This window comes from Pseudoxanthomonas sp., from assembly GCF_036845285.1.
GTDB lineage: Bacteria > Pseudomonadota > Gammaproteobacteria > Xanthomonadales > Xanthomonadaceae > Pseudoxanthomonas_A.
This window is the reverse complement of sequence record NZ_DAIUEE010000005.1, coordinates 67,118-92,519: the sequence shown is the minus strand read 5'-3', so window position 1 is coordinate 92,519 and position 25,402 is coordinate 67,118. Positions and strand designations below refer to the sequence as shown.

Below are 25,402 nucleotides of genomic sequence, written 5' to 3'. Positions count from 1 at the left end.
GCAGGCAGGGTGGATTGCCCTGAGCCTGAGCGCCACCTATACTAATCCGCTACGCCGGTTTCACCAAAAACGCTCCCTTCGTCTAATGGTTAGGACGTGGCCCTCTCAAGGCTAAAATAGGGGTTCGAGCCCCCTAGGGAGCGCCATCCGGTCGAGGCTGCGGGTTGAGATCCGCAGCAGGTGAACCACCAGAACCCCGCCCCGGCGGGGTTTTGTGTTTGCGGACCCGGGCACGGACACATTAAAGACGGTTTAATCGCGCCGACCTAGCATGGTCGCCCCCACCCGCCCGAGGGCCGCCCGTGTCGCGCCTGCTCCTGGTTGAAGACGATCGCATGCTCGGCGACGCCCTGGCGGCCGCACTGGTGCAGGACGGCTGGTCCATCGACCGTGCCGAAGACGTCGCCGGCGCACGCCTGGCGCTGGTCGACCACGGCTACACCGCCGTGCTGCTGGACCTCGGCCTGCCGCGCGGCTCCGGGCTGGACGTACTGGCCGCGCTGCGCCAGCGGTACGACACTACGCCGGTGCTGATCATCACCGCGCGCGACCAGCTCAGCGACCGCGTCCGCGGCCTGGATGCCGGCGCCGACGACTACATCGTCAAACCCTTCGAAGCCGGCGAACTCAGCGCGCGGCTGCGCGCCGTGGTCCGCCGTACCCAGGGGCGCGTCTCGCCCGTGCTGCGGCACGGCGAGATCATGCTCGACCCGGCCGACCGCTCGGTCCGCCTGGGCGACCGCCCGGTCCGGCTGGGCGTGCACGAATACCGCACCCTGCTGGCGCTGATGGAACGGCCCGGACGCGTGATCGCGCGCGATACGCTGGAGTCGCTGGTGTACGGCGGTGAAGGCTCGATCGAGAGCAACACCATCGCGGTGTACATCCATCAACTGCGCAAGAAACTGGGAGAAGGCGTGATCACTACCGTGCATGGCTTCGGCTACCGGTTGGGAGAGGGTGAATGAGCCACTCGCTGAAGTCGAAACTGCTGCTGGCGGTGATGACGCCGCTCGTGGTGGGATGGGGCTGCTGGCTGGGTAGCCAGCACTTCCAGATGACGCGGCAGCAGCAGGGCCACGAAGACGGATTCCTGCGCGAGGTCGGCGAACAGATCCTGCTGTCGATGCCCGCCAACATCGACGCGCTCGACGCCGGACCGCGCCTGCAGCTGCCCTTGCGCGCCACCTCGACGAAACGGAAACTCGAGGTGCTGCGTTACCAGGTCTGGATCCTCGACAGACAGGTACCGATCGTGTTGTCCGCAGGCACGCCGACACAGCCGTTGCAGCCGGACTTCAAGCCCGGCTTCGCCCTCACCGAGGTAGGCGGCGAGCCTTGGCGTGTCTACGCCGTCTCCGATGCCCGCGGCCGCATCCAGGTGCAGACCGGCATGTCGCTGTCGGCCATGCGCACGGAACTGGGGTACTGGGTGAAAGTCAGTGTCTGGAGCGGCGTCGGCATCCTGCTGGTGCTGGGTGCCTGCGTCGGCCTCGCGATCCACTGGAGCCTGCGCCCGATGAACCGCCTGCGCCGTGGCATGGCGGAGCGCGCGCCGCACGACCTGGCGCCGTTGCCCGTCGCGGGACTGCCCCGCGAAATCCGTCCACTGGTGGATTCGTTCAACGTCCTGCTCGAGCGCCTGTCGGACGCAATGCGCGGCGAGCGCCAGTTCCTGGCCGATGCCGCGCACGAACTGCGCACGCCGCTGGCGGCACTGCTGACGCAGACGCAGGTGGCCATGCGCGCCGGCAGCCAGGCGGATGCGCAGGCGGCGTTGACGCAGCTCGCGCACGGCATCCAGCGCACCTCGCGCCTGGCGCAACAGTTGCTCGACTCGGCGCGCGTCGACGCATCGCCGCTGCGCGAGGACCGACCGGTAGTCGCGCTACCGGACGTAGTGACGATGGTCGCGCGCGAGTTCGAATCGATGGCCAGCCGCCGGCAGCAGACGCTCGCTCTCCACGCCGAGCCCGCCAGCGTGCGCGGCGACCTCGACGATCTCGGCATCCTGGTCCGCAACCTGCTGGACAACGCGGTCCGCTACAGCGGCGACGGCGCACGCATCGAGATCGCCTGTGGTGCAGACGACGAAGGCGGGACGGCCTGGCTGAGGGTGCGCGACAACGGTCCCGGCGTACCCGCCGACGAGCGCGAGCGCATCTTCGAGCGCTTCTTCCGCGGCAGTCAGGGCAATGGCGAACGAGGCAGCGGCATCGGCCTGTCGCTGGTGGACCGCATCGCGCGCGCGCACGATGCGCGCATCACGGTGGAGGACGGGATCGCTGGCCGGGGATTCGGTTGTCGCGTCGAGTTCCGCGCGACACCGGATGCCTGATGCGGGGATGCGGCGTTATTCGCCGCGCCACCAGGGTTGCGTGTCTTCCGGACGGGCGATCGTCAACGGCTGGCCGATCACCGGCGTGACGATGTCGACCCCCGCGTCCTGCGACAGCACGTACAGCGTCTCCATCGGCTCGTTCCAGCCATGGAACGCCAGGTCGAAGGTGCTGTTGTGGATCGGCACCAGCGACCCGCCGCCCAGATCGCGATGCGCCTGCAGCGTCTGCGCCGGCAGCATGTGCACGTCCTGCCAGCGGCTATCGTAGGCGCCACACTCGAGCAGGGTGAGATCGAACGGCCCCAGGCGCTCACCGATGGTGCGGAAGCCGTCGAAGTAGCCGGTATCGCCGCTGAAGAACACCTTCAGTTCGTCCGTCCGGATCACCCACGACGCCCACAACGTGGCATTGCGGTCGAACAGCGTGCGGCCGGAGAAGTGCTGGGACGGCGTCGCGGTGAAACGCACGCCATCGAGTTCCACATCGTCCCACCAGTCCAGCTGGCGCACCTTCTCAGGCGGCACGCCCCAGCGGACCAGGCGGTCGCCGACGCCGAGCGGCGTCAGGAATACCTCCGTCTTCGCCGCCAGCGCACGCACCGTGTCGCGATCCAGATGGTCGTAGTGGTCGTGCGACAGCACCACGGCGGACAGCGTCGGCAGATCGTCGATGGCGATCGGCGGTGCATGGAAGCGCTTCGGCCCCGCCCACTGCACCGGCGAAGCGCGCTCGGAAAACACCGGATCGGTCAACCAGAAGCGTCCGTCCAGCTTCAGCAGCACGGTCGAATGGCCGAGGCGGTACAGCGTGCCATCCGCCGCGGCGTCCAACTGCTGCCGGGTCAACGCCTGCATGGGAATCGAGCGGGTCGGGACCGTGCCAGCCGGCTTGCCGCCGACGATGAAATCCCACCAGAGCTTGCTGGTTTCCCGCCAGCCCAGCGGGCGTGGCTTGCGTTCGTTCTGGAAGCCGTCTTCGCCGAACTGCGGCGATTGCGGATAGGACAGCGTGGCGCAGCCGGACAGGCCGGCATAGGCGACCGCCGTGGCCGACACGCAGGCGGCCGCCGCGATCCGCTTCAACCGCTTGCCGCGGCGAGGCACCATCGTGGATGCATCAGTCATCCTGGTCGCTCCGCAGCGTGGGGAACACGTACTGGATGATCGTCGCCGCGCCGGCCTGACCAGGCAGCGCCATGTCCGTGCCACCCTGCCCCACCGGCACCTGCCAGCGCAGGTCCACGCAGCCCAGGTCCGACGCCGTGCGGCGCGCCTCGGCGAGCAGGCGCGCGGCGACCCCGGAAGGCCGCGCCTTCGCCGGCACGAAGAGCGTTTCCAGATTGAAGTAGTAGGCACGCTCGATCATCGAGAAGCCGACGGTGGCGAAGGCATATCCCGCCGCTTCGCCCCGATGCTCCGCCATCCACGCCCATGCGCGCAGCGGCGGTTCGAACAGGGCCTCCATCAATTCCAGCACGCCGGTACCGGCTCGCGTACGCGGGGGGTCAGGCGACTCCGCCCTCTGCTGGTCGCACAACTGCATCAGCACGGCGGCGTGCGCGCGGGTGACGCGACGGACATCGATACCGTCGCCGACGGAAGCATGCACCCACGCGGGATGCGCAGGTGCCGGAAGAAAGGCAACGGGTGCCGGACGCGGCGCCGTCGCGGCCTGGGTGCGGGAAGGTCGGGCGTTCATGGGGAACTCCATGGGAGGGCGTGGGGGCGGAAACTCAGAATCCGCGCGAGAGGCCGACGAACAGGGACGTGCTGGAATTCTTGCCCGCTTCGACCAGCGGACTGTCCTGCAGCGCATCGGGCAACGCGCGGTATTCCACGCTGCCCGTCAGGGCCCAGCGCCGGGCGAACGGCTGGATCAGCGTGAGGCTGGCACGCGGCACCGTGGCTGCCCCGGGGCGGTAGGCCACCACGCCGCGCGCGACTTCTTCGTCCAGGATGCCGTAGTAGTAATCGGCCATGTCGGCCGACAGGCGCACTGCGCCGATCGAGGGGACCAGCGTCGTACGCCCCCGCGTGAGCGGATAGCTGTAGTCGAGCGCGACGGCATACCCGTCGCTGGTGCCGCTGACGTCGATGCGCGCGTCGAGATCGAGCTTGCCACCGGCGCCTTTCCAACTCGCGCCGACACCGACGTCGACACTGTCGTCACGGTCGGACAGCAGGCGACGGTCCACGCCGCGACGCGCCAGTTCGGCGACGCCGAAATCATCGGCATCCAGGCCGTCCAGTCGGCCGGCGATGAAGGTCCGCACTTCGAAACGGTCATCGGTGTAGGCGCGATAGCCGAATGTGGCGCCGCGCAGGTAGAAGCGATCGCCGTCGTAGGCGATGTTGGGATACAGGCGCGTCCGCGTCCCCTCGCCCGCGTATTCGCTGTCGCGATGGACGACCGCCAGGCCGGCACTCCAGCGCGACGGCAGCTGGTCCTGCGCCTTCGCGTCGGCGCGCTCCACGATCTGGGCGAACGCGGAGAACGGCAACAGCAACAACAGGGGCAGACAGGCGCGCAGCGCACTCATGGAAACCTCGGCAATGGGGGAACCGGAGGAATCCGGCTCACCCATGCTCGCGTCCGCTCTTTAAGAACTCCTTAAGCGCCGCGCATTCCTGCCGCCACCGTTCACTGCATCCGCGGCAGGTCGAACACCAGCACTTCCGCGCCGCTACCGCGTTCGATGCTGACCAGCGGCTCCGCGTCGTACAGCAAGGCATCGCCGGCCTTGAGGGCCTGACCGTTGACGGTCACCTCGCCACGCGCCACGTGCACGTACCCGAGCCGCCCCTCGGACAGGCGAAGCTCCGCCTTCTCGCTGCCATCGAACAGGCCCGCGTACATGCGCGCGTCCTGATGGATGCTCACCGAACCGTCGTCGCCATCCGGACTGACCACCAGGCGAAGGCGGCCCTGCTTGTCGGCGGCCGGGAACGACTTCTCCTCGTACGAGGGCGCGACGCCCTGTCGGTCGGGAATGATCCAGATCTGCAGGAAGTGCGTGGCGCCCGACTCGTTGTAGTTGTACTCGGAATGCTGCACGCCGGTGCCAGCGCTCATGCGCTGCACGTCGCCGGGCACGATGCTGGAACTGTTGCCCATCGAATCCTTGTGGCCCAGCGCGCCTTCCAGCACGTAGCTGATGATCTCCATGTCGCGGTGGCCGTGTTCGCCGAAGCCGCGGCCCGCGGCCACGCGATCCTCGTTGATCACGCGCAGCGGACCCCAATGGACGTGCTTGTCGTCGAAGTAGCTGGCGAAGGAGAAGCTGTGCCAGGAATCCAGCCAGCCGTGGTTGGCATGGCCGCGGGCCTGGGCAGGTCGCAGGGTGATCATGGCGGAACTCCTGGTGGGATGAGGCGCGCAGCATGATCCCGCGCACCCATGAAATAAATTGGCCAAGAATCAATTGATTGTTCCATTTATGAAATTTAAATCCCTCCCGGTAAAGACGGACAGCCGATCCTGGAACAATGATCGACCGGTCCAGCTGCCTTGGCAGGCGCCGCACACCGTCCGCGCACGCCGTGGCGACAACCGGTCGCAGGCAGCGCGCAAGAAAGAGTTCCAACTCGAATGACGCGGTGATTTAAACTTGCGCGGTTCTCTCCGCTGCGCATCGAGCCTCATGCCTTTCGTCGTCACCGAAAACTGCATCAAGTGCAAGTACACCGACTGCGTTGAAGTCTGTCCCGTGGATTGCTTCCACGAAGGGCCGAACTTCCTGGTGATCGATCCCGACGAATGCATCGACTGCACGCTGTGCGAGCCGGAATGCCCCATCAACGCCATCTATCCCGAGGACGACGTGCCCGCCGGGCAGGAAGGCTACGTGGCGCTCAACGCCGAGCTGTCGCGGGCCTGGCCGGTGATCACCACGCGCAAGGATCCCCTGCCGGACGCCAAGGAGTGGGAAGGCAAGACGGACAAGCTGCCGCTGCTGGAGCGCTGACCGCATGGCGGGCCGCAACGCCCGTCCATGAAAAAGGGCGCCTCGCGGCGCCCTTTTCTTTTCCGGAACAAGCCCGTGGCTCAACCGCCCAGCTTGGCCTTCAGTGCCGCCAGCAGCTTGGTGGCCGCCGGCGACGTGGCCGGCAGGCCGCGCGGATCGACCGCCGACACGTAGGCGCCCGCCTCGACCGCCGCCACGCGCACCAGGAAACTCGCGCCTTCGTAACTCACGTCGTAGGTACCCAGCAACTGCGCGCGGCTGGCGATGGTGACGCCGTCGACGCCGGCCAGCGCGTCACCGACGCGCGCGAACGCCTCGTCACGCGACCCGGCCACGTTGAAACCGCCAGCCGCCGGTGCCACCGACGACGACGTGGCCTGCGCTGCGGTCGGCACCTGCATGGCACCACTGGTGCTGGGCAGGGTGAGGTCCGGCGGGACCTCCAGCGGACGCGCTTCCGGCGCCAGCGCGTAATCGCCCTTCGCGCCCTTCTTGAACCACGAGCAGCCGGCGACGGACACGACCAGCAGCACGAGGGCAAGCGGACGCACGAGGGAAGACGAAAGACGCATGGGGTTCTCCTGGGTTCAGGCCGCGAGGCTGTCGCGGCTGGATTGTGCTTCAAGCGCCTGCACCACGGCAGCGAGGCGATCGGCGGTATCGGTGTATGCGGACGACAGCGTGAGCAACGGCAGGCGCAGGCCATGGCCGAAGCCCGCACGCTGCAGCAGTGCCTTCACCGGAATGGGATTGGATTCCACGCCGAGGAAACCGTAGATCTCCTGCAACCCGGTATCCAGTGCGGCCGCCGCAGCGGCATCGCCGCCGCGCGCGAGGTCGCAAAGGCGACGGAACGTGCGCGGCAGCGCGTTGGAACCGACCGAGATCAGGCCATCGGCGCCGGCCAGCATCGCGCGCGATGCGGTCGGATCGTCGCCACTGAGGATGGCGAACCCGGCCGTGCGCAACGCCAGCAACGCGGACATGCGTTCGGGTTCGGCGCGCGCTTCCTTGATGCCGATGATGTTCGGATGGTCGACCAGTTCCGCCACCGTTTCCGGCAGCAGGTCGCAGCCGGTGCGGCCAGGCACGTTGTAGAGCACCACCGGCAAGCCCCCCTGGTCGGCGACGGCGCGATAGTGCGCCACCAGGCCGGCCTGCGTGGGCCGCACGTAGGGTGGCGTCACCACCAGCGCGAACTGTGCGCCACCTGCCGCTGCACGGCGCGTGGCGGCAATGGTCCTGGCGGTATTCATCTGGCCGGTGCCGGCCAGCACGGCAATGCGTCCGCGCACCTCTTCCACGGCAATGCGCAGCAGGGTGTCGTACTCCTCGTCGGACAGCGCCGCCGCCTCGCCGGTCGAACCCGCCACCACCACGCCCTGCGTACCGCCGTCGAGCTGCTGTTTGAGCAGCGCGCGCCAGGCGTGCAGGTCGAGTTCGCCCGACGCCAGGAACGGCGTGGCCAATGCGGTGATGCTGCCGGAAAGGTGCAAGGGAAGGCTCTCGGTGGGGATCCGGCGACCCGGTGGCGCCCGTAAGCGCAGTTATCCCGGTCCGCCTGCAATGTCGGCCGCATGTTACTTGCGGGTTCAAAGGGCGGGCAAGTATGCTGCCAACGTCGCCGGGCCGCAGCCCGGCCGCCATTCAGCCTGACCGCAACGCCGGAAGCTCTCTTGACCGATTCCACGCCCCGGCCTTCGCCGACCGAAAACCACCTCCTGATCACCGCCTATACGACGCATCCGGAATCGCCGCTCCTGTCGGTGACGCGCCGGATCGCCGACAGCGGCTGCAATCTGGTGGACGCGCGGCTGTCCACGGTCGGGCGCGACGTGTCGGTGACCGCGCTCGCGACCGGTTCGTGGGACGCCGTGGCGAAGCTGGAAACCATGCTGTCGCGGCTTGAGCGCGACGACGGCCTGAAGCTGGTGTTCTACCGCACCGGCCCGAAGGTGGTGCAGTCCAACCTGCTGCCGTACATCGTGGAAGTCGTGGCCGCCGACAAGCCCGGCATCCTGTTCCAGCTGGCCGATTTCTTCGACCGCCAGGGCATCACCATCGAGAACCTGCAGAGCACGCGCTATCGCGCGATGCAGACCGGCGCGGAGATGTTCTCGGCGCAGGTCACGATCGGCGTGCCGGCGAACATGCACATCGCCGCGCTGCGCGACGACTTCCTCGAATTCTGCGACCATCTGAACCTGGACGCGATCATGGATCCGATGAAGTTCTGACGATGACGGCGAAAAGCGCGAACGCCCTGCCAAAATCGACACTGAAACTGCCGCTGGCGCTGTCCGGCGGCGAGACCACCACCCTCGCCGACTACGCCGGCACTTGGTTGGTCCTGTACTTCTACCCGAAAGACAGCACGCCCGGTTGCACCACCGAGGGCCTGGATTTCAACGCGCTGCTGCCGAAGTTCAAGAAACTGGGGGCGACCGTCCTCGGCGTCTCGCGCGACTCGGTGAAGTCGCACGACAACTTCTGCGCGAAGCAGGGCTTCAGGTTCCCCCTGGTGAGTGATGCCGACGAAGCCCTGTGCAAGGCCTTCGACGTGATCCACGAAAAGAACATGTACGGCCGCAAGGTCATGGGGGTGGTGCGCAGCACCTTCCTGATCTCGCCCGATGGCCGCATCGCCCAGGAGTGGCGCGGCGTGAAGGTCCCCGGCCATGCCGACGCCGTGCTGGACGCCCTGAAGGCCCTCCAGGCCCAGTGACGGAATCCCCTTCCCTCCCATCCACCATCCCGCGCCGCGGCGGGTCATGGTGGTTCGCTGCTGTCCGCGGAAACGTCGCCCGTGTTCACACATCTTCCTCGATGAGGTTGCCCGAATGACCCGTAGCAAGCGTATCTATGTGTTGGACACCAACGTGCTGATGCACGACCCCACCGCGCTGTTCAAGTTCGAGGAACACGATGTCTACCTGCCGATGCAGGTGATCGAAGAACTGGACAACGGCAAGAAGGGCACCTCGGAAGCGAGCCGCAACGCGCGGCAGGTCAGCCGCTTCCTCAACGAACTGGTCCAGACCTCGGGACTGGACAACGTGGCCGCCGGCATTCCGCTGATCCAGCCCAACAGCCTGCAGCTGCGCGGCTCGCAGAGCGCCGGCCTGTTGCGCTTCCAGACCAGCCATTTCGACGCCGGCAAGAGCTTTGGCGCGGTCATTCCGGACAACGCCATCCTCGGCGCGATCCTGGCGCTGAAGGAGCAGGAGCCGGAGATCCCGGTGGTGTTCGTCTCCAAGGACATCAACCTGCGCATCAAGGCGGCGATCGCCGGCATCGTGTCGGAGGATTACGAGAACGACCGCGCGCTCGACGACTTCAGCCTGCTGTACACCGGCGCCGATCCGCTGCCCGAGGATTTCTGGCAGCGGCACGGCAAGGACCTGCGGTCCTGGACCGACAAGGGACGTACGTTCTACGAAGTCGTCATGGCCGAGGACGCCGGCTGGTATCCCAACCAGTTCCTGTACCTGCCGGGCGACGACGAATCCGAGTTCCGCGTCAGCAAGGTCGAGGGCAACAAGGCGACGCTGCAGATCGTCGACGATTTCCGCCACAGCCAGCACGCGGTGTGGGGCATCAACGCGCGCAACCGCGAGCAGAATTTCGCGCTCAACGCGCTGATGGATCCCGAGGTCGACTTCGTCACCCTGCTCGGCACCGCCGGCACCGGCAAGACGTTGCTGGCGCTCGCCGCCGGCCTGGCGCAGACGATGGACCAGCAGCGCTACCGCGAGATCATCATGACGCGCGCCACGGTCAGCGTGGGCGAGGACATCGGCTTCCTGCCCGGAACCGAAGAGGAAAAGATGACGCCGTGGATGGGCGCGCTGACCGATAATCTGGAAGTGCTGACGCACAACCAGGAAGGCGGCGCCTGGGGCCGCGCGGCGACCAACGACCTGCTCGCCTCGCGCATCAAGATCCGCTCGATGAACTTCATGCGCGGCCGCACGTTCCTGTCCCGCTACCTGATCCTCGACGAGGCACAGAACCTCACGCCGAAGCAGATGAAGACGCTGATCACCCGTGCCGGTCCCGGCACCAAGATCGTCTGTCTCGGCAACGTGGAGCAGATCGACACGCCCTACCTGACCGAGACGACGTCCGGCCTGACCTACGCGGTAGACCGCTTCAAGAACTGGGCGCACAGCGCGCACATCACGCTGCGGCGTGGCGAGCGTTCGCGCCTGGCGGACTACGCGTCGGAAGTGCTGTAACCCCGACCCGCGCGCCGTGAACTTCCATCTTCCCCGCTGGGTGTGGATCGGTGCGGTGACGTTGGCCTGCGTGGCCGGCATGGTCAACGTCATCGGCTACCTGGGCTTCGAGCACCAGGCGGTCAGCCACCTGACCGGCACCACCAGCCTGCTGGGTGCGGCGATCGCGCAGGGCAACCTGCGCGCCGTGATCCATCTGTGGGGCGTGCTGATCGCGTTCTGCCTGGGCGCGATGCTGAGCGGGCTGATCATCCAGGACCAGACGTTGAAGCTCGGGCGGCGCTATGGCGTGGTGCTGGCGCTTGAGGCCGCGCTGCTGCTGGCGGCGATCCCACTGTTCAAGCAGGAACAGATCTGGGGTGCGCTGCTGGCGGCCGTGGCCTGCGGATTGCAGAACGCGATGGTCACGACCTACAGCGGCGCTGCCGTGCGCACCACGCACCTGAGCGGCATGTTCACCGACCTCGGCATCGGGCTGGGCCACCTGCTGCGCGGCATGCCGCTGCCGGTGCGCCGGCTGACGCTCAGCGGGCTGATCATCAGCGGATTCCTGGGCGGCGGCGTGCTGGGTGCGTGGCTGTATCGCCAGTTCGGTTACGACGCCTTGATGGCGCCCGCGCTACTGACGGGCGGCACAGGCGTCGGGTACGTGCTGTACCGCCAGTGGACGCGGTCACGACCGCACGCGCCCTGATCGATCCACGCGCACGCATGCAGGCGGATGGCACAATCCACGCATGACAGCGCCTTCCGTGGTTTCCGCCCTGACCATCGCCGGCTCCGATTCCGGCGGTGGCGCCGGCATCCAGGCCGACCTGAAGACCTTCGCCGCGCACCGCGTGCACGGCCTCTCGGCGATCGCCGCGCTGACCGCGCAGCACACGCGTGGCGTCACCGCGGTGAACGTGCCGCCGATGGATTTCCTGCGCGCGCAACTGGACGCCTGCTTCGAGGACTTCGATATCCGCGCGGTGAAGCTGGGCATGCTGGCCACCGCCGAGGTGATCGCGGTGGTCGCCGATGCCGTGCGCTCGCATCATCCGGCCACGCTGGTGGTCGACCCGGTCATGGTCGCCACCAGCGGCGCCAAACTGCTGGAAGACCACGCGTTGCACGCCCTGCGCACGCAGTTGCTGCCGTTGGCCGACGTGGTGACGCCGAACCTGCCTGAAGCGGAACTGCTGCTGGGCCGCCGCATCCCCGATGCCGCGTCGATGCGCGTGGCAGCGCACGACCTGCTGGCACTCGGTGCGCGCGCGGTCTTCCTCAAGGGCGGACACCTGCCCGGCGATGGCGATGTGGTCGACCTGTATGTCGACAACGACGGGCTGATCGAAACGTCGCATCCGCGCCTGGCGCTGGAAGCGCACGGCACCGGTTGCACGCTGGCCTCCGCCATCGCCGCCCGCTGCGCGCAGGGCATGGCGATGAAGGGCGCCTGCCTCGCCGCCTCCGACTACGTGCACGCCGCCCTGCGCCGGGGCTATCGGCCGGGGCGCAGCGACACCGTCGTCCTCGACCATATCGGGGCCGCACCGACCGCATGAAGGCCCTCGACGACCACGGCGTCGCGGCCGAGGAGTATCCGCTGCAGTCGCAGGACGGCCACGCCTGCACGCTGATCGCGCGCATTCCCGTGAATCCCGCAAGCGCGCTGCTGTGGGTGCCGGCACTCGGCGTGGCCGCGCGCCACTACCTGCCGTTCGCGGAGGCACTCTCGGCCCGGGACGTGGCCGTGTTCGTGCACGAATGGCGCGGCAACGGCAGCAGTTCGCTGCGCGCCAACCGGCGCACCGACTGGGGCTACCGCGAACTGCTGGGTACGGACCTGCCACTCAGCCACGCAGCGGTGCGCACGCGGCTGCCGGGTATTCCGCACCGGATCGGCGGCCACAGCCTGGGCGGCCAGTTGGCGGCCTGCCACGCAGGCCGGGATCCGGACGCATTCGCCGCCCTCTGGCTGGTCGGCAGCGGCACCCCCTACTGGCGCAGTTTCCCCATGCCCCGCGGCTACGCGCTGCCGTTCTTCTACCAGTTTGCTCCCTGGCTGGCGCATGCGTGCGGTGCGCTGCCGGGCCGGCGGCTGGGCTTCGGCGGCGATGAAGCACGCGGCCTCATCCGCGACTGGGCGCGCGTGGGACTCAGTGGCCGCTATCGCGCGGCGGGCTGGCCGGTAGACCTGGAAGCCGGCCTGCGCGACGTGCGGGCACCGGTACGCGGCGTGCTGTTCGACGACGACTGGCTGGCGCCGGAAAGTTCGCTGCGGGCGCTCATGGCCAAGATGCCCCACGCCCCGGCGCGCGTCACCGTGCTGGACCACGCCCGCCTGGGCGTACGCGCCGACCACTTCGCCTGGATGAAGCAACCGCAGGCCGTCATCGACGGCCTGCTCGCCTGAGCGCGCCTCAACAGCCGACGACGATGCAGTCGCGCCCCTGCGCCTTCGCCCGGTAGAGCGCGCTGTCGGCGCTGTTGATCCAGTCCGATACCGAGGCGATGCCGGCATGCGATTCGGCCAGTCCGATGCTGACGGTGCAGCGCAGGCCGCGCGCAGAGAATGCGCAGGCCGCGACCTGCCGCCGCAGGCGTTCCGCCGCCACGATGGCTTCTTCCCAGCGCGTGTCGGGCATCACCACGCCAAACTCGTCGCCGCCGTAGCGGCCGCCGGTGTCCACGTCGCGCAGGCATGCTTTCAGCAGGCGCGCGAATTCCTCCACCACCTCGTCGCCGACCGTGTGGCCGTAGCCGTCGTTGATGTCCTTGAAGCGATCGATGTCGATCAGCACCAGCACGGCGGTACGCCCCACGCGCTGGTAGCGGTTCAACTCCGCGGTGGCCGCATGCAGCCACTGCTGGCGGTTCATCAGCCCCGTGGCGGCATCGAAGCGCGCCATCTTTTCCAGCAGGTCTTTCTGCTGCCGTGCCTTGCGCGACAGCGAATGCGTGGCGAAGCCGATCGCCATCGGATAGATGGCCAGGAACGGCAGGCACGCCAGCACCACGGGATAGCTGGTGCGGGGTTCGAACGCGAATCCCCACGCAGCGCTCGCCGCCAGGCAGGTCAGCGCCATCGCCCCCAGGGTGCGCAGGCCGAAGCGCCCGCCCCCGACGATCACCTTGTCCATCGTCAGCATCACGGCCAGCAGCACGCTGGGTAGCGCATCGAAGTGCATCGCCGCGATCCAGAAGCCCCCCATCGCCGCGTCGAAGGTCAGGTTCTGGAACTCTGCCCGCAACGGCTCGTCGCGCTGCGCCTTCACCCGCCGGTAGGCCAGGTGCGGCCACACCAGCCCGTGGGCGAGCAGCAGCGCCCACAGCGCCGGTGGCGCAGCATGCTCGTGGAGCGCGGCGCCCACGCAGACCATGCCAAGCCCCAACCCCAGCGCACGCATGCGGTACATGCGAAGGCCGTAGCGAGCGCGGTTCTGTTCCGCCAAGGTGCGCACAGCGTCGGAAGGCAAACGGATCCAGGCGATGTGGGGTCGGCCGATTTTCGGCCAATCGCCCCCCTGCCGCCAGCCCGCGACACGCTGCCGCAGGGCGCTTATGCCAATCCGGTCACGTTCGGGACGTTGCTCAGGCCGCCGGGTAGCCCTGCGGGTTCTGCGACTGCCAGCGCCAGGCATCGCGACACATCGCATCGACCCCCAGTTCGGCACGCCATCCCAGCACCTCGTTGGCCAGCGCGGGATCGGCGTAGACCTCGGCCACGTCACCCGCGCGCCGGGCGACGATCTGGTAGGGAATCTCGCGTCCGGCAGCGCCGGCGAACGCGCTCACCAGTTGCAGCACGCTGACACCCTGCCCGGTGCCCAGGTTGACCGTCAGGCTGCGGCGCTCGCGCTGCAGGAAATCCAGCGCATCCGCGTGCGCGCGTGCGAGATCCATCACATGGATGTAGTCGCGCACGCCCGTGCCATCGGGCGTCGGCCAGTCGCCGCCGAAGACGCTCAGGTGCTCCCGTCGACCCACCGCCACCTGGCAGATGTACGGCATCAGGTTGTTGGGAATCCCGGTCGGGTCCTCGCCGATGAGACCGGATTCATGCGCGCCGACCGGATTGAAGTAGCGCAGGTTGGCGGCGTGGAATCCGGGGTCGCTGCGGCACAGGTCGCCGATGAGCTCCTCCATCACCAGCTTCGTGCGGCCATAGGGATTGGTCACCTGCAGGGGCGCGTCCTCGCGGACGGGCACGCTGGCCGGGTCGCCGTAGACGGTCGCGGAGGAACTGAACACCAGGCGCTTCACGCCCGCCGCCTGCATGCCGTGCAGCAGGTTCAGCGTGCCGCTGATGTTGTTGTGGAAGTAGTCCAGCGGGCGCTCGCACGACTCGCCCACCGACTTCAGCGCGGCGAAGTGGACCACGGCGTCGAACGGTTGCCGCGCGAAGAACTCCACCACCGCTTCGCGATCGCGCAGGTCCAGCGGCTGGAACGGTACCGGACGCCCGGTGATCTGCTGCAGGCGGGCCAGCACACCGGGAGAGCTGTTGCTGAAATTGTCGGCCACCACGACATCGTGGCCCCGCTCGACGAGCACCACGTAGGTATGCGCGCCGATATAGCCCGCGCCACCGCACAACAGGATCCGCATGTCGACTCCCCGGTCGCTGGTCGTCCACCCGTGCAGGTGGCCGGTCATGACCATGGTACGCAAGCGGCGTCCCGATCAGGTCATCGCGGCGTGCTGTCCTCTGGGCGCGCCATTGCACGTTCATCGACTCGATACCAGGCTCGGGACGTAACACCCCCGCACCACGCCGCCCTATAGACTCTCCATATCGCAGCACGCAGGGGACCCCCTTTGACAAACGCTCCATTGCCCACCCTGGACCAGGTCAGGATCGCCGTGATCGGACTGGGGTACGTCGGGCTGCCACTGGCCGTCGCCTTCGGCCGCAAGTTCCCCACCCTCGGCTTCGACATCAACCGCAAGCGGGTAGCGGAACTGCGGAGTCACCAGGACCACACGCTGGAAGTCAGCGCGGACGAGCTGCGCGACACGCCGCAACTGGATTTCAGCGACGATCCCGCTTCGCTGGCCGGCTGCAACGTGTTCATCGTCACCGTCCCCACGCCGATCGACGACTACAAGCGGCCCGACCTGCATCCGCTGGAGTCCGCCAGCCGCACCGTCGGCCGCGCGATAGGCAAGGGCGCGGTCGCCATCTACGAGTCGACCGTGTACCCGGGCGCCACCGAGGAAACCTGCGTCCCGATCATCGAGCGCGAATCCGGCCTGCGCTTCAACCAGGATTTCTACGCCGGCTATAGCCCCGAGCGGATCAATCCCGGCGACAAGCAGCACCGCCTGGAAACCATCATGAAGGTCACCTCCGGCTCGACCGTCGAGGTCGCCGACTTCGTCGACGCGCTGTACGGCAGCATCATCACCGCCGGCACGCACAAGGCCAGCAGCATCCGCGTGGCCGAGGCGGCCAAGGTCATCGAGAACACCCAGCGCGACGTCAACATCGCGCTGATCAACGAACTGGCGCTGATCTTCCACCGCCTCGGCATCGACACCCACGAGGTGCTCGAAGCCGCCGGCACCAAATGGAACTTCCTGCCGTTCCGTCCCGGCCTGGTCGGTGGCCACTGCATCGGCGTGGACCCGTACTACCTGACCCACAAGGCGCAACAGATCGGCTACCACCCGGACGTGATCCTGGCCGGACGCCGCATCAACGACGGCATGGGCAGCCACGTGGCCCGCCGCGTCGCCAAGCTGATGGCCCGGCAGAACCTGCCGACGGCGGGTGCGAAAGTGCTGGTGCTGGGCCTGGCGTTCAAGGAGAACTGTCCCGATGTGCGCAACACGCGCGTGGTGGACATCGTGAACGAGCTGCGCAGCTACAACGCGCAGGTCGACGTGCACGACCCGTGGGTCGATGCGGACGAGGCGCGCCACGAGTACGGGCTGGACCTGGTGGCGGAACCCCTGGCCGGCCACTACGACGCGGTCATCCTGGCGGTCGCGCACCGGGAATTCACCGAACGCGGCGCCGCCGGCGTGCGCGCCCTCGGCAAGCCCGGCGCCGTGGTCTTCGACGTGAAGCGGACCCTGCCCCGCGACGCGGTCGACGACTGCCTGTAACCGCCCCTCCTGCACGAGACTTCCTGATGCGCGTCCTGGTCACCGGTGCCGCCGGCTTCATCGGCTCCCATCTCAGCCATCGCCTGCTCGACCGTGGCGACGAAGTGCTGGGGTACGACAACCTCAACGATTACTACGACCCGACCCTGAAGGAAGCCCGCCTCGCGCGGCTGCTGCCTAAGGACGGGTTCCGCTTCGTCCGCGGCTCGCTGGAGGATCGCGCGGCGATGGAAGCCGCGTTCGACGACTTCAAGCCGCAGCGCGTGGTGAACCTGGCCGCGCAGGCCGGCGTGCGCTATTCGCTGGAGAACCCGCACGCCTACATCGACAGCAACATCGTCGGCTTCACCAACATCCTCGAGGCGTGCCGCCACCGCGGCGTCGAGCACCTGGTGTACGCCTCGTCGAGTTCCGTCTACGGGGCCAACCGCAAGCTGCCGTTCGCGGTGGAGGACAGCGTCGACCATCCGGTCAGCCTGTACGCCGCCACCAAGAAGGCCAACGAGCTGATGGCGCATACCTACAGCCACCTGTTCGGGCTTCCGACCACCGGGCTGCGCTTCTTCACCGTCTACGGCCCGTGGGGGCGCCCGGACATGGCGCTGTTCCTGTTCACCAAGAGCATCCTCGAAGGCAAGCCCATCGATGTGTTCAACCACGGCCGCCATACCCGCGACTTCACCTTCGTCGACGACATCGTCGAAGGCGTGATCCGCACGCTCGACACCGTGCCCGGCCCCGACCCGACCTACGATCCGCTGCTGCCGAACCCCGGTTCATCCAGCGCGCCGTGGCGCGTCTACAACATCGGCAACCACCAGCCCGTCGAACTGCTCCGCTACATCGAGGTGCTGGAAGACTGCCTGGGCCGCAAGGCGGAGAAGCGCCTGCTGCCCATGCAGCCCGGCGACGTGCCCGACACCTGCGCCGACGTCGAAGCGCTGCGCCGGGATACCGGCTACCAGCCGTCCACGCCCATCGAAACCGGCGTGCGCCGCTTCGTCGACTGGTACCGGGAGTTCTACCGCGTGTGATCGCGGTCCCCTGCGCGTGATGGCCGGGCGCGGGCGTCGCCTGCGTTATATGAGGCAATCCGCAACAACATCAGGGGATGTTCGATGAACCGCACTTTCGCCGGCCTTCTGGCCGCCGCGCTGGCGCTGCTGCTCGCCGGCTGCGCCTCCGGCAGCGCCACCAGCAAGTCCGCTCCACCGCAGCAGGCCAGCGCCGCGGTCGACAACTACCTGATCGGCGTGGACGATATCGTCCAGGTCTCCGTCTGGCGCAACCCCGAACTCGGCATCACGGTGCCGGTGCGTCCGGACGGCATGATCTCCGTGCCGCTGGTGGGCGACGTGGCTGCCGGCGGCCGCACGCCGGCCGACGTGGCGGGCGACATCCAGAAGAAGCTGGCCGACTTCGTGCGCGACCCGCAGGTGGCCGTGATCCTGACCGAATTGCGCAGCCACGAGTACCTCTCGCGCGTGCGCGTCACCGGCGCCGTGCGTCAGCCGATCTCGATCCCCTACCGCCAGGGCATGACCGTGCTCGACGCGGTGCTGGCGGCCGGCGGCATCAACGAGTTCGCCGCGCCCGACCGCTCCGACCTGTTCCGCAAGAACAAGGACGAGACCACCGCCACCTACCCGGTGCGCCTGGACCGCATCCTCAACCGCGGCGACCTGTCGACCAACTACACCGTGGCACCCGGCGACGTCATCGTGATCCCGGAGCGGACGTTCTGATGAGCTCCAACACGATACTGCCCCCGCCGCGCACCGCCGCACAGGCACGCAAGGCGGACGAGCTGACCCCGCAGGAGCTCGCGTTCGTCCTGCTGAAGGAAGCGCGCAAGCGGGTGCTCGCCATCGCCGCGACGTTCAGCGCCATCACCCTGTTGACGCTGGTCGTGGGCCTGCTGGTGATTCCGCGCAACTACATCGCCTCCACGACGATCCTGGCCCAGGACAGCGACATCATCCAGCCCCTGCTGGAAGGGCGCGCCGTGCCGACGGGCGTGGCCGACCGTGCCGGCATGGCACGGCAGATCGTCTACAGCCGCAAGGTGCTGCAGGAGATCCTGGCCGTCGGCAAGTGGACCGAGAAGGACCTCAGCCCGATCGCGCAGGACAAGCTGATGGAGGACATCCGCAACAACACCACCATCGGCAGCCCGCGCAACGACCTGGTGCAGATCAGCTACCGGGATACGAATCCCGAGCGCGCCTACCGCGTTGCCGAAGCCTTCGGCACGCTGTTCATGCAGGAAGCGCTGGCCGCCAAGGAACGCGAGAGCCGCGAGGCGTACGAGTTCATCGACAAGCAGGTACAGGAATACCACCGCAAGCTCACCGACGCGGAAAAGAACCTCCAGGACTACCGCTCGCGCAATGCCGACGCCCAGCCCGGCAGCGCCACCGACGTGAACACCCGGATCAGTTCGCTGCGCACGCAGGTCGAGCAGACGCGGATGTCGCTGCTTGAACAGGAATCGCGTGCCGCCGCCATCACCGACCAGCTCTCCGGCGAATCGGCCGTCACCGCCGTGCAGACCCGCGAGAGCCTCTACCGCACGCAGCTGATCGAGCTGCGCTCCGAACTCGACCGGTTGATGCTGAACTTCACCGAGCGCCACCCCGACGTGGTGCGCGTGCGCCACCAGATCGAAGACGTCCAGCGCGCCATCGCACAGGAGCAGGAGCGCCGCCAGCAGCCTTCGTCCGGTGTACTGGCCTCGGAGGATGCGCAGCTCAATCCGCTGTACAACGAACTGCGCAGCCAGCAGTCGCAGGCCCGCCACGAGGCCGCGGCGACACGGTCGCGCATGGGCATCGCCGAATCGATGCTGGGCGCGGAACTGGACCGCAGCCGCCGGATCGCCGAATCGGAAAGCGCACTGGCCGAACTCACGCGCGACTACGAGGTCAACCGCGAGATCTACCAGGACCTGCTGCGCCGTCGCGAGAACGCCCGCGTGTCGATGGGACTGGACCAGGAAAACCGTGGCCTGACGCTGCGCGTCCAGGATCCCGCCACGATGCCGCTGCGTCCCAGCGGACTCCGCTTCATGCACATCGCGGCGGCGGGCTTCGCGTTTGCGGTGGCATTGCCGCTGGGCCTGATCTTCCTGCTGGTGCGCTTCGACCCGCGCGTGCGCGTGGCCCGCCAGATCACGCAGAAGACCGCCTATCCCCTGCTGACCGTGATCCCCACCTACCTCACCCCGAAAGAACGTCGCCGCCAGTCGTTGAGGCTGATGGCCAGCGCGGCGATGGTCTGCGGCGTGTTCGTCGTGTACGCCCTGGTATTCGCCTTCAAGCTCACCAGCGCCTGATGCCATGCCCGTGCACGAGAGCCGTCGCCAGGAAGACATGATGAACACCAACGCAAACCCGCGCACCGATGGCGCAGACGACGTCAATCCCTCCGCGGCGCGCTCCATCGCGCGCGCCACGGAGCCCCAGTTGCTGAGTCCGCGCGCCCTCGAGGACCGCCGGCTCATCCACCGCAACGACTCCACGCGCCTGCAGGCGGATGCCTTCCGGGATCTGCGCACGCGCCTGCTCGCCCTCGGTGGAGACCGCAACTTCGTCACCCTCGTGGCGCCCGTCGTACCGGGTTGCGGGGCCAGTTTCGTGGCCCGTAACCTCGCCGCGGCGTTCGCCTTCGACGAAACCAAGACCGCGACCCTGATCGACTGCGACGCCCTGCGCCCGGCCCAGCATGGCGCGCTCGGCGTGGATGCCGCCGACGGCGGACTGATGGACTACCTGGACGGTCGCATCAACGACATGGCACCGGTGCAGTACCGGACGGTACTGCCGCGCATGTACCTGGTGCCGACCGGCGGCGTCCGCGAGATCACCGGCGAATCGTTCTCGTCGCTGCGCATGCGCAGCCTGGTCGATTCCCTGCGCAGCACGCATGGCAACCGGTACCTGGTGCTGGACAGCCCGCCCGTGCTCAAGTCGCCCGATGCGCGCATCCTGTCGGACCTGGCCGACCTCGTCGTGCTGGTGGCCGGCTACGGCCGGGTGACCACCGAGCAGATCGAGAAGGCCGCCGCGAACTTCGAACCCGAGAAGCTGGCCGGCGTCGTCTTCAACGACATCCAATGAACGTAGCCATCGGAGAGTCCGCATGATCCGGCATTCCCGTCGCACGACGCTGATCGCCACCGCGATCGCGGCTGCCCTGCCGATCACGGCGCACGCCGTGCGCATCGACTACACGCTCGACGCCGGCATCGAGCGCGACGACAACGTGACGCTGTCCGAGACCGACCCGGTCGAGCAGAACATCCTTCGCGCCGGGCTTGGTTTCGCCATCACGCAGGATTCGTCCGCCGTGCAGGCGAGGATCAGCGGTCGCTTCGACCACCGCCGCTACGAAGACATCTACGCGAACGCGACCGACCGCATGCTGGACGGGCGCCTGAACTGGATGGTGGTTCCCGATCGCCTCGGCCTTGTCGTGGAAGACAGCTATGGCGTGCAGACCATCGACCGCTTCGAGCCGGACTCGCCAAACAACCGCCAGCAGATCAATGTCCTGTCGCTCGGTCCGGACTTCCATTTCCGCATGGGCGACACGCTGCGGGGCCGCGCCGAGCTTCGGTTCATCAACAGCCATGCCGCGGTGACCCAGGATTTCAACTCCGACCGCATCGCGGCTGCGCTGCGGATGGTCAAGGACCTCGACGCGACGAGTTCGGTGTCCCTCAACCTGCAGGCGCAGGATGTCGATTTCGACAACGACCTGTTCGCGCGCGACCACAAGCGGTACGAGGCCTACGCCAGTTACAGCCGTCGGCTCAACCGCATCGACATGCTGCTGGACGCCGGCTATGCGCGCCTCGACTACAAGGATGGCCAGACCCGCAACAATCCGCTGTTGCGCGCCGAACTGGGCTGGCGGATGAGCGAGCGCAGCCGCTTCAGCGTGAATGCCGCCAACCAGTTCTCCGACGCCGCAACCAGCGCGCTCAGCGCCATTGCCGGCGCGGACCCGGGCATCCCCGGTTCGGTCCTCACCGGTCGCGCCACCATCACGCCTTCCGCGTATGAGCAGCGTGGCGTGATCGTCGGCTACGAATACACCGGCGTCCGCGCGGTCTATTCGATCTCGGGCAACACGCAGAAGATCGACTATGTCGATCCGGGTGCGTCCAACGAGGAAAGCCGCGGCGTCACCGCTGAAGCCAGCTATCGCCTGCGGCCCTCGCTGACGATCCGCGGGGCTGTCTCGCGGGACCGTACGGAAGCGGCCCCGCCGGCGCCGCGCCTCGAGCACAACCGGCTGTATTCGCTCGGACTGGAGAAGCAGTGGTCGCGCCACTGGTCTTCTTCGCTCCAGTACAACCGGTATGAGCGCAGCAGCGCGAGCGCGACCGGCGACTTCAAGCAGAATGTGATCTACCTCAGCATCGCCTACAACAACCGATGAGCAACGAGCACAAGGCGGCGAAGCCGTCGATGCGGCAGTGGATCGCCACGTCGGAGCACCCGTTCGCAGCGACCCTGCGCAACACCCGTCGCGGCCTGCGCGGGTTCACCCTGCCGGCCCCGCGGGTCGTGGTGCTGCCCTACCTGTGGCTGTTCCTGGCCGGTCGCGGCCTGATCTTCTTCATCCGCCGCGCCTTCATCGCCGAACCGCTGTTCAAGGCGTACTGCACCCGTGTCGGCAAGGGCGTCACCACCGGCATCTACGTGCCGTGGGTACAGGGCAAGGGCGACATGATCGTCGGCGACCACGTGCGCATCAGCGGCAAGCTGTCGATCAATTTCGCCGCGCGCTTCGCCAAGCGCCCGCGGCTGGAGATCGGCCACCACACCGACATCGCACACGACTGCCGCCTCGTGGTCGGCAAGGAAGTGAGGATCGGTGCGCACGTGGAGATCGCCGGCGCCGTCACCATCCGTGATTCCGGCGGCCATCCCGCCGACCCGGCCCGGCGCGCCGCCGGCGCGCCGCCGGACGAGGCCGACGTCAAGCCGATCGTCATCCACGACAACGTCTGGATCGGTTCGCACGTGCTGATCCTGCCGGGCAGCGACATCGGCGAGGGCAGCATCGTCTCCGCGCACTCGGTGCTGTCGGGCGTGGTCGCCCCCTATACCGTGGTCGCCGGCAATCCGGCCCGGCGCATCGGCACGCTGACGCCGCCGCCCGATCGCGCCCATCTGGCGCCGGCCGCCAAATCGGCGGTGGCCGCCAAGCCCGACATCGCGACAGCATCGCCGACGACCGGCAGCGCGGCCGCCGGCGGCTGAACCGGCTGGCGGCAAGCGTCCATCGCGGGTATCGGTGAAAAAGCGCCGGTCCGTCAGACCAGCGCTTCGACCGCTTCCGGATGACTGAGGAAGGCGCGCGGACTGGCGCTTCGGCCATAGGCGCCCGACTGGAAGACGACCACCAGGTCACCCGGCTCGGCCACGTCCAGTTCCATGCGGTCGGCCAGCAGATCCAGCGGCGTGCACAGGGGACCGACCACGTTGGCCGTTTCGCGCTCGCCGCGTCGGCCGTTGACCGCGACCGGATAGTTGCGGCGGATCACCTGGCCGAAGTTGCCCGACGCCGCCAGGTGGTGGTGCATGCCGCCATCGACCACCAGGAACACCTGGCCGCGCGAGATCTTGCGGTCGATCACGCGCGCGACGTAGATGCCGGCCTCGCCGACCAGATAGCGCCCCAGTTCGATCACGATGTGGGCGCCCGGCAGATCCCGCAGCAACCGGTCCGACAGCGCCACCAGGTTGTCCATCACCGGCGTGGCGTCCAGCGCCGCTTCGCCGGGCGAATACGGAATGCCGAAGCCGCCACCCAGGTTCAGGCTACGGATCGGTGCCGGCAGCAGGTCCTGCCATTCCAGCGCCTGCTCGTAGCACTTGGTCTGCGCCTCGACAATGGCCGCGTGCCGCAGGTTCTGCGAACCGGCGAACATGTGGAAGCCCTCGAATGCCAGCCCGGCGCCCGCGATCTCGCGCAGCAGCTGGGGGACGCACTCGGCATCGACGCCGAACTGGCGCGCGCCGCCGCTCATCTTCATGCCCGACGCCTTCAGCTCGAACGGCAGGTTCACCCGTACCGCCACGCGCGCCGGCACGCCGTTCCGCTGCGCGGCCTCGGCCAGGACCTTGATCTCACGGAACGATTCGACATTCACCAGGATGCCGGCAGCGACCGCCTGCTGCAGTTCGCCATCGGACTTGCCGGGACCGGCGAAGCTGATGTGCTCCGGCGCCATGCCGGTATCCAGTGCAACGCGCAGTTCGCCGGCCGATGCCACGTCGAGGCCATCGACCAGGCGCGCCATGTGGCCGACCAGTGCCGGCATCGGATTGGCCTTCATCGCGTAGTGCAACAGCACCGCTTCCGGCAGTGCGGCGCGAAGCGTGCGCGCGCGCTCGGCCAGGCGCTGGCGATCGTAGATATAGCAAGGCGTGCTGCCGATGGCGTTGACGACGCGCGTCAGCGGTTGTCCGCCGATGAGGATTTCGCCGGTGGCGTCGCGTGGCCAGTCCCAGCTGGGAGTCGATGCATTCATGCGGTGCGGATGTCCGTCTGTCCGGTGGAGCCCTGTCCGATCGCCTGGTGGAACTCGACCAGTTGCAGGATGTTGTTGCGCCATTGGCGGTGGCGGGTGATGTAGGCGCGGGCGTTGGCCCCCACGCGCTGCAACGCCTGCGCGTCCTGGCTGTACTTCAGCACACTTTCCACCGCCGCTTCCATGTCACCGGCCGGGAACATCCAGCCCGTCGTGCCTTCTTCCAGCACTTCGCGAATGGGCTCGAAGTCCGGCGCCACCGGCGCCACGCCGCATGCCATGAACTCGAACAGCTTCACCGGCGAGGTATAGTCGCCCGCGCTCGGCAGCACGGCCATGTCCATCGCCGCGAGCAGGCCCGGTACCGCGTCGTGCGGCACCCGCCCCGTCAGCACCACGCGGTCGGACAGGCCTCGTTCCTCGACGAATGCACGCAGCGCCGGATAGGTCGAGCCGTCGCCCACCAGCAGCAGCTTGAGGTGCGGCGCCTCCTCCAGACGATCGGCGATCTGGTGGACGAAGCGGTCGATGGCATGCCACGGGACGAACGCGCCCAGGTAGCCGCAGACCACATGGCCCTCCAGCCCGTAGTGACGGCGCGCATCGTCGCGCTGGGCCTGGGTGAAGGTGAACTTGTCGATGTTGGCGGCGTTGGGCGTGATGATCGTGGGTGCCAGCACGGCATGCGCCGCGAGCGCGCGATCGCGGAAGACCGACGACACGAAGACCAGCCCGTCGGCATGGCGGAAGGTCCAGCGCTCGATCGCCATCGCCAGCCGCTTGAAGAACAGCGGGCGGACGCGCTCGACGGTCGCCGAGTCGTTCACTTCCATGATCATCGGCACGCCGCGTTTCCGCGCCAGCCAGGTCGGCAGGAACATGAAGAGCGAATAGCGCTCGTAGATGAAATCCAGGTCCGGATGCTGGCGAAGGTAGGCGAGCAGCCGCCAGCCGGCGATCAGGTTGTAGGCCACCTCGACCAGTTCGAACAACGGCTCCGGCAGCTTGTTGACCACGCCCATCCACGGCCGCGCCTGCTTCGTCGGCGACATGGCCTTGGGCGAAGAGTACGGGTCCGCGCCCGGGACGGAGATGATGTCCACGGTCACGCCTTCGGCCCGCAACGCATCGGTGACGCCACGGATGTGCACGCCTTCCACGGCCTTGCCCTGGGTGCGGTGGTGGTAGAGCACGCGCTTGACGGGGGTTTCCATGT

Annotated in this window: 26 protein-coding genes and 1 tRNA gene; 17 read left to right on the top strand and 10 right to left on the bottom strand. The window is 67.9% G+C overall.

All coding sequences use genetic code 11. From position 1 onward, the window contains the following. The first annotated feature begins 71 nt into the window (after positions 1 to 71). From V7060_RS07985 to V7060_RS07975, 3 genes are all read left to right on the top strand, one after another. Positions 72 to 146: transfer RNA gene (locus tag V7060_RS07985), tRNA-Glu, on the top strand. Between the two features lie 156 nt (positions 147 to 302). Next, complete coding sequence (locus V7060_RS07980) at positions 303 to 968, top strand: response regulator transcription factor (protein WP_334178716.1); 666 nt, start codon at positions 303 to 305, stop codon at positions 966 to 968. Next, positions 965 to 2,338, top strand: a complete 1,374-nt coding sequence (locus V7060_RS07975; RefSeq protein WP_334178715.1) for an ATP-binding protein — start codon at positions 965 to 967, stop codon at positions 2,336 to 2,338. Before V7060_RS07980 ends, V7060_RS07975 begins: the two co-directional genes overlap by 4 nt. Positions 2,339 to 2,353: 15 nt before the next feature. On the opposite strand, the gene V7060_RS07970 is transcribed toward V7060_RS07975, so the two are convergent. From V7060_RS07970 to V7060_RS07955, 4 genes are all read right to left on the bottom strand, one after another. Next, the gene (locus tag V7060_RS07970; protein ID WP_334178714.1) at positions 2,354 to 3,466 is read right to left on the bottom strand and encodes an MBL fold metallo-hydrolase; all 1,113 of its coding nucleotides are present in this window, start codon (positions 3,464 to 3,466) and stop codon (positions 2,354 to 2,356) included. Continuing rightward, positions 3,459 to 4,040: a GNAT family N-acetyltransferase gene (locus V7060_RS07965; RefSeq protein WP_334178713.1), complete on the bottom strand. Its 582-nt coding sequence runs from the start codon at positions 4,038 to 4,040 to the stop codon at positions 3,459 to 3,461. Before V7060_RS07965 ends, V7060_RS07970 begins: the two co-directional genes overlap by 8 nt. A gap of 34 nt (positions 4,041 to 4,074) precedes the next feature. Further along, complete coding sequence (locus V7060_RS07960; RefSeq protein WP_334178712.1) at positions 4,075 to 4,881, bottom strand: MipA/OmpV family protein; 807 nt, start codon at positions 4,879 to 4,881, stop codon at positions 4,075 to 4,077. A 101-nt stretch (positions 4,882 to 4,982) separates the two neighbouring features. Continuing rightward, on the bottom strand, positions 4,983 to 5,690 hold the full coding sequence (locus V7060_RS07955) for a pirin family protein (protein ID WP_334178711.1): 708 nt from the start codon (positions 5,688 to 5,690) through the stop codon (positions 4,983 to 4,985). A 292-nt stretch (positions 5,691 to 5,982) separates the two neighbouring features. Here V7060_RS07955 and fdxA point away from each other — a divergent pair, with 292 nt between their 5' ends. Continuing rightward, positions 5,983 to 6,306 carry a ferredoxin FdxA gene (fdxA, locus tag V7060_RS07950; protein ID WP_334178710.1) on the top strand — a complete coding sequence of 108 codons (324 nt, stop codon included), beginning with the start codon at positions 5,983 to 5,985 and terminating at the stop codon, positions 6,304 to 6,306. A gap of 80 nt (positions 6,307 to 6,386) precedes the next feature. Here the strand turns inward: fdxA and V7060_RS07945 are convergent, their stop codons facing one another. Together V7060_RS07945 and dapA are read right to left on the bottom strand one after the other, a co-directional pair. After that, positions 6,387 to 6,878: a hypothetical protein gene (locus V7060_RS07945; protein WP_334178709.1), complete on the bottom strand. Its 492-nt coding sequence runs from the start codon at positions 6,876 to 6,878 to the stop codon at positions 6,387 to 6,389. A 15-nt stretch (positions 6,879 to 6,893) separates the two neighbouring features. Further along, a complete protein-coding gene (gene dapA / locus V7060_RS07940) occupies positions 6,894 to 7,802 on the bottom strand; it encodes a 4-hydroxy-tetrahydrodipicolinate synthase (RefSeq protein WP_334178708.1) in 909 nt (302 codons plus the stop codon). Between the two features lie 180 nt (positions 7,803 to 7,982). Between dapA and V7060_RS07935 the strand changes: the two genes are divergently transcribed. The 6 genes from V7060_RS07935 to V7060_RS07910 all read left to right on the top strand — a co-directional run bounded on the left by V7060_RS07935 (position 7,983) and on the right by V7060_RS07910 (position 12,942). Further along, positions 7,983 to 8,543: a glycine cleavage system protein R gene (locus V7060_RS07935; protein WP_055943639.1), complete on the top strand. Its 561-nt coding sequence runs from the start codon at positions 7,983 to 7,985 to the stop codon at positions 8,541 to 8,543. Positions 8,544 to 8,545: 2 nt separating this feature from the next. Continuing rightward, complete coding sequence (locus tag V7060_RS07930) at positions 8,546 to 9,031, top strand: peroxiredoxin (protein ID WP_334178707.1); 486 nt, start codon at positions 8,546 to 8,548, stop codon at positions 9,029 to 9,031. 115 nt (positions 9,032 to 9,146) lie between these two features. Continuing rightward, positions 9,147 to 10,544, top strand: a complete 1,398-nt coding sequence (locus tag V7060_RS07925) for a PhoH family protein (protein WP_334178706.1) — start codon at positions 9,147 to 9,149, stop codon at positions 10,542 to 10,544. Positions 10,545 to 10,560: 16 nt separating this feature from the next. Then, complete coding sequence (locus V7060_RS07920; RefSeq protein ID WP_334178705.1) at positions 10,561 to 11,238, top strand: YoaK family protein; 678 nt, start codon at positions 10,561 to 10,563, stop codon at positions 11,236 to 11,238. Positions 11,239 to 11,281: 43 nt separating this feature from the next. Continuing rightward, complete coding sequence (gene thiD / locus V7060_RS07915; RefSeq protein ID WP_334178704.1) at positions 11,282 to 12,091, top strand: bifunctional hydroxymethylpyrimidine kinase/phosphomethylpyrimidine kinase; 810 nt, start codon at positions 11,282 to 11,284, stop codon at positions 12,089 to 12,091. After that, positions 12,088 to 12,942: an alpha/beta fold hydrolase gene (locus V7060_RS07910; RefSeq protein WP_334178703.1), complete on the top strand. Its 855-nt coding sequence runs from the start codon at positions 12,088 to 12,090 to the stop codon at positions 12,940 to 12,942. Before thiD ends, V7060_RS07910 begins: the two co-directional genes overlap by 4 nt. Before the next feature lie 7 nt (positions 12,943 to 12,949). Here the strand turns inward: V7060_RS07910 and V7060_RS07905 are convergent, their stop codons facing one another. Beyond that, entirely contained in the window at positions 12,950 to 13,945 is a 996-nt protein-coding gene (locus V7060_RS07905; RefSeq protein ID WP_334178702.1) for a diguanylate cyclase, read from the bottom strand. Positions 13,946 to 14,120: 175 nt separating this feature from the next. Continuing rightward, positions 14,121 to 15,137, bottom strand: coding sequence for a UDP-glucose 4-epimerase GalE (gene galE, locus V7060_RS07900; RefSeq protein ID WP_334178701.1), 1,017 nt, complete (start codon positions 15,135 to 15,137; stop codon positions 14,121 to 14,123). A gap of 225 nt (positions 15,138 to 15,362) precedes the next feature. On the opposite strand from galE, the gene tviB reads away from it, so the two are divergent. The 7 genes from tviB to V7060_RS07865 all read left to right on the top strand — a co-directional run bounded on the left by tviB (position 15,363) and on the right by V7060_RS07865 (position 22,912). Beyond that, positions 15,363 to 16,640 (top strand): Vi polysaccharide biosynthesis UDP-N-acetylglucosamine C-6 dehydrogenase TviB, encoded by a 1,278-nt coding sequence (gene tviB / locus V7060_RS07895; RefSeq protein WP_334178700.1) that lies wholly within the window; start codon positions 15,363 to 15,365, stop codon positions 16,638 to 16,640. Positions 16,641 to 16,666: 26 nt separating this feature from the next. Then, on the top strand, positions 16,667 to 17,674 hold the full coding sequence (locus tag V7060_RS07890; RefSeq protein WP_334178699.1) for an NAD-dependent epimerase: 1,008 nt from the start codon (positions 16,667 to 16,669) through the stop codon (positions 17,672 to 17,674). A gap of 84 nt (positions 17,675 to 17,758) precedes the next feature. Continuing rightward, complete coding sequence (locus tag V7060_RS07885; RefSeq protein ID WP_334178698.1) at positions 17,759 to 18,385, top strand: XrtA/PEP-CTERM system exopolysaccharide export protein; 627 nt, start codon at positions 17,759 to 17,761, stop codon at positions 18,383 to 18,385. Continuing rightward, the gene (locus tag V7060_RS07880) at positions 18,385 to 19,974 is read left to right on the top strand and encodes an XrtA system polysaccharide chain length determinant (protein WP_334178697.1); all 1,590 of its coding nucleotides are present in this window, start codon (positions 18,385 to 18,387) and stop codon (positions 19,972 to 19,974) included. Before V7060_RS07885 ends, V7060_RS07880 begins: the two co-directional genes overlap by 1 nt. 40 nt (positions 19,975 to 20,014) lie before the next feature. Continuing rightward, positions 20,015 to 20,758 carry a polysaccharide biosynthesis protein gene (locus V7060_RS07875; RefSeq protein WP_334178696.1) on the top strand — a complete coding sequence of 248 codons (744 nt, stop codon included), beginning with the start codon at positions 20,015 to 20,017 and terminating at the stop codon, positions 20,756 to 20,758. Positions 20,759 to 20,780: 22 nt separating this feature from the next. Beyond that, positions 20,781 to 22,085, top strand: coding sequence for a hypothetical protein (locus tag V7060_RS07870; RefSeq protein ID WP_334178695.1), 1,305 nt, complete (start codon positions 20,781 to 20,783; stop codon positions 22,083 to 22,085). Continuing rightward, positions 22,082 to 22,912: an acyltransferase gene (locus V7060_RS07865; protein WP_334178694.1), complete on the top strand. Its 831-nt coding sequence runs from the start codon at positions 22,082 to 22,084 to the stop codon at positions 22,910 to 22,912. The genes V7060_RS07870 and V7060_RS07865 overlap by 4 nt, the downstream gene beginning before the upstream one ends. A gap of 53 nt (positions 22,913 to 22,965) precedes the next feature. Here V7060_RS07865 and V7060_RS07860 read toward each other — a convergent pair whose 3' ends face one another. Beyond that, positions 22,966 to 24,186 carry a pyridoxal-dependent decarboxylase, exosortase A system-associated gene (locus V7060_RS07860; RefSeq protein ID WP_334178693.1) on the bottom strand — a complete coding sequence of 407 codons (1,221 nt, stop codon included), beginning with the start codon at positions 24,184 to 24,186 and terminating at the stop codon, positions 22,966 to 22,968. Beyond that, positions 24,183 to 25,400 (bottom strand): glycosyltransferase family 4 protein, encoded by a 1,218-nt coding sequence (locus V7060_RS07855; RefSeq protein ID WP_334178692.1) that lies wholly within the window; start codon positions 25,398 to 25,400, stop codon positions 24,183 to 24,185. Before V7060_RS07855 ends, V7060_RS07860 begins: the two co-directional genes overlap by 4 nt. Positions 25,401 to 25,402: the final 2 nt, after the last annotated feature.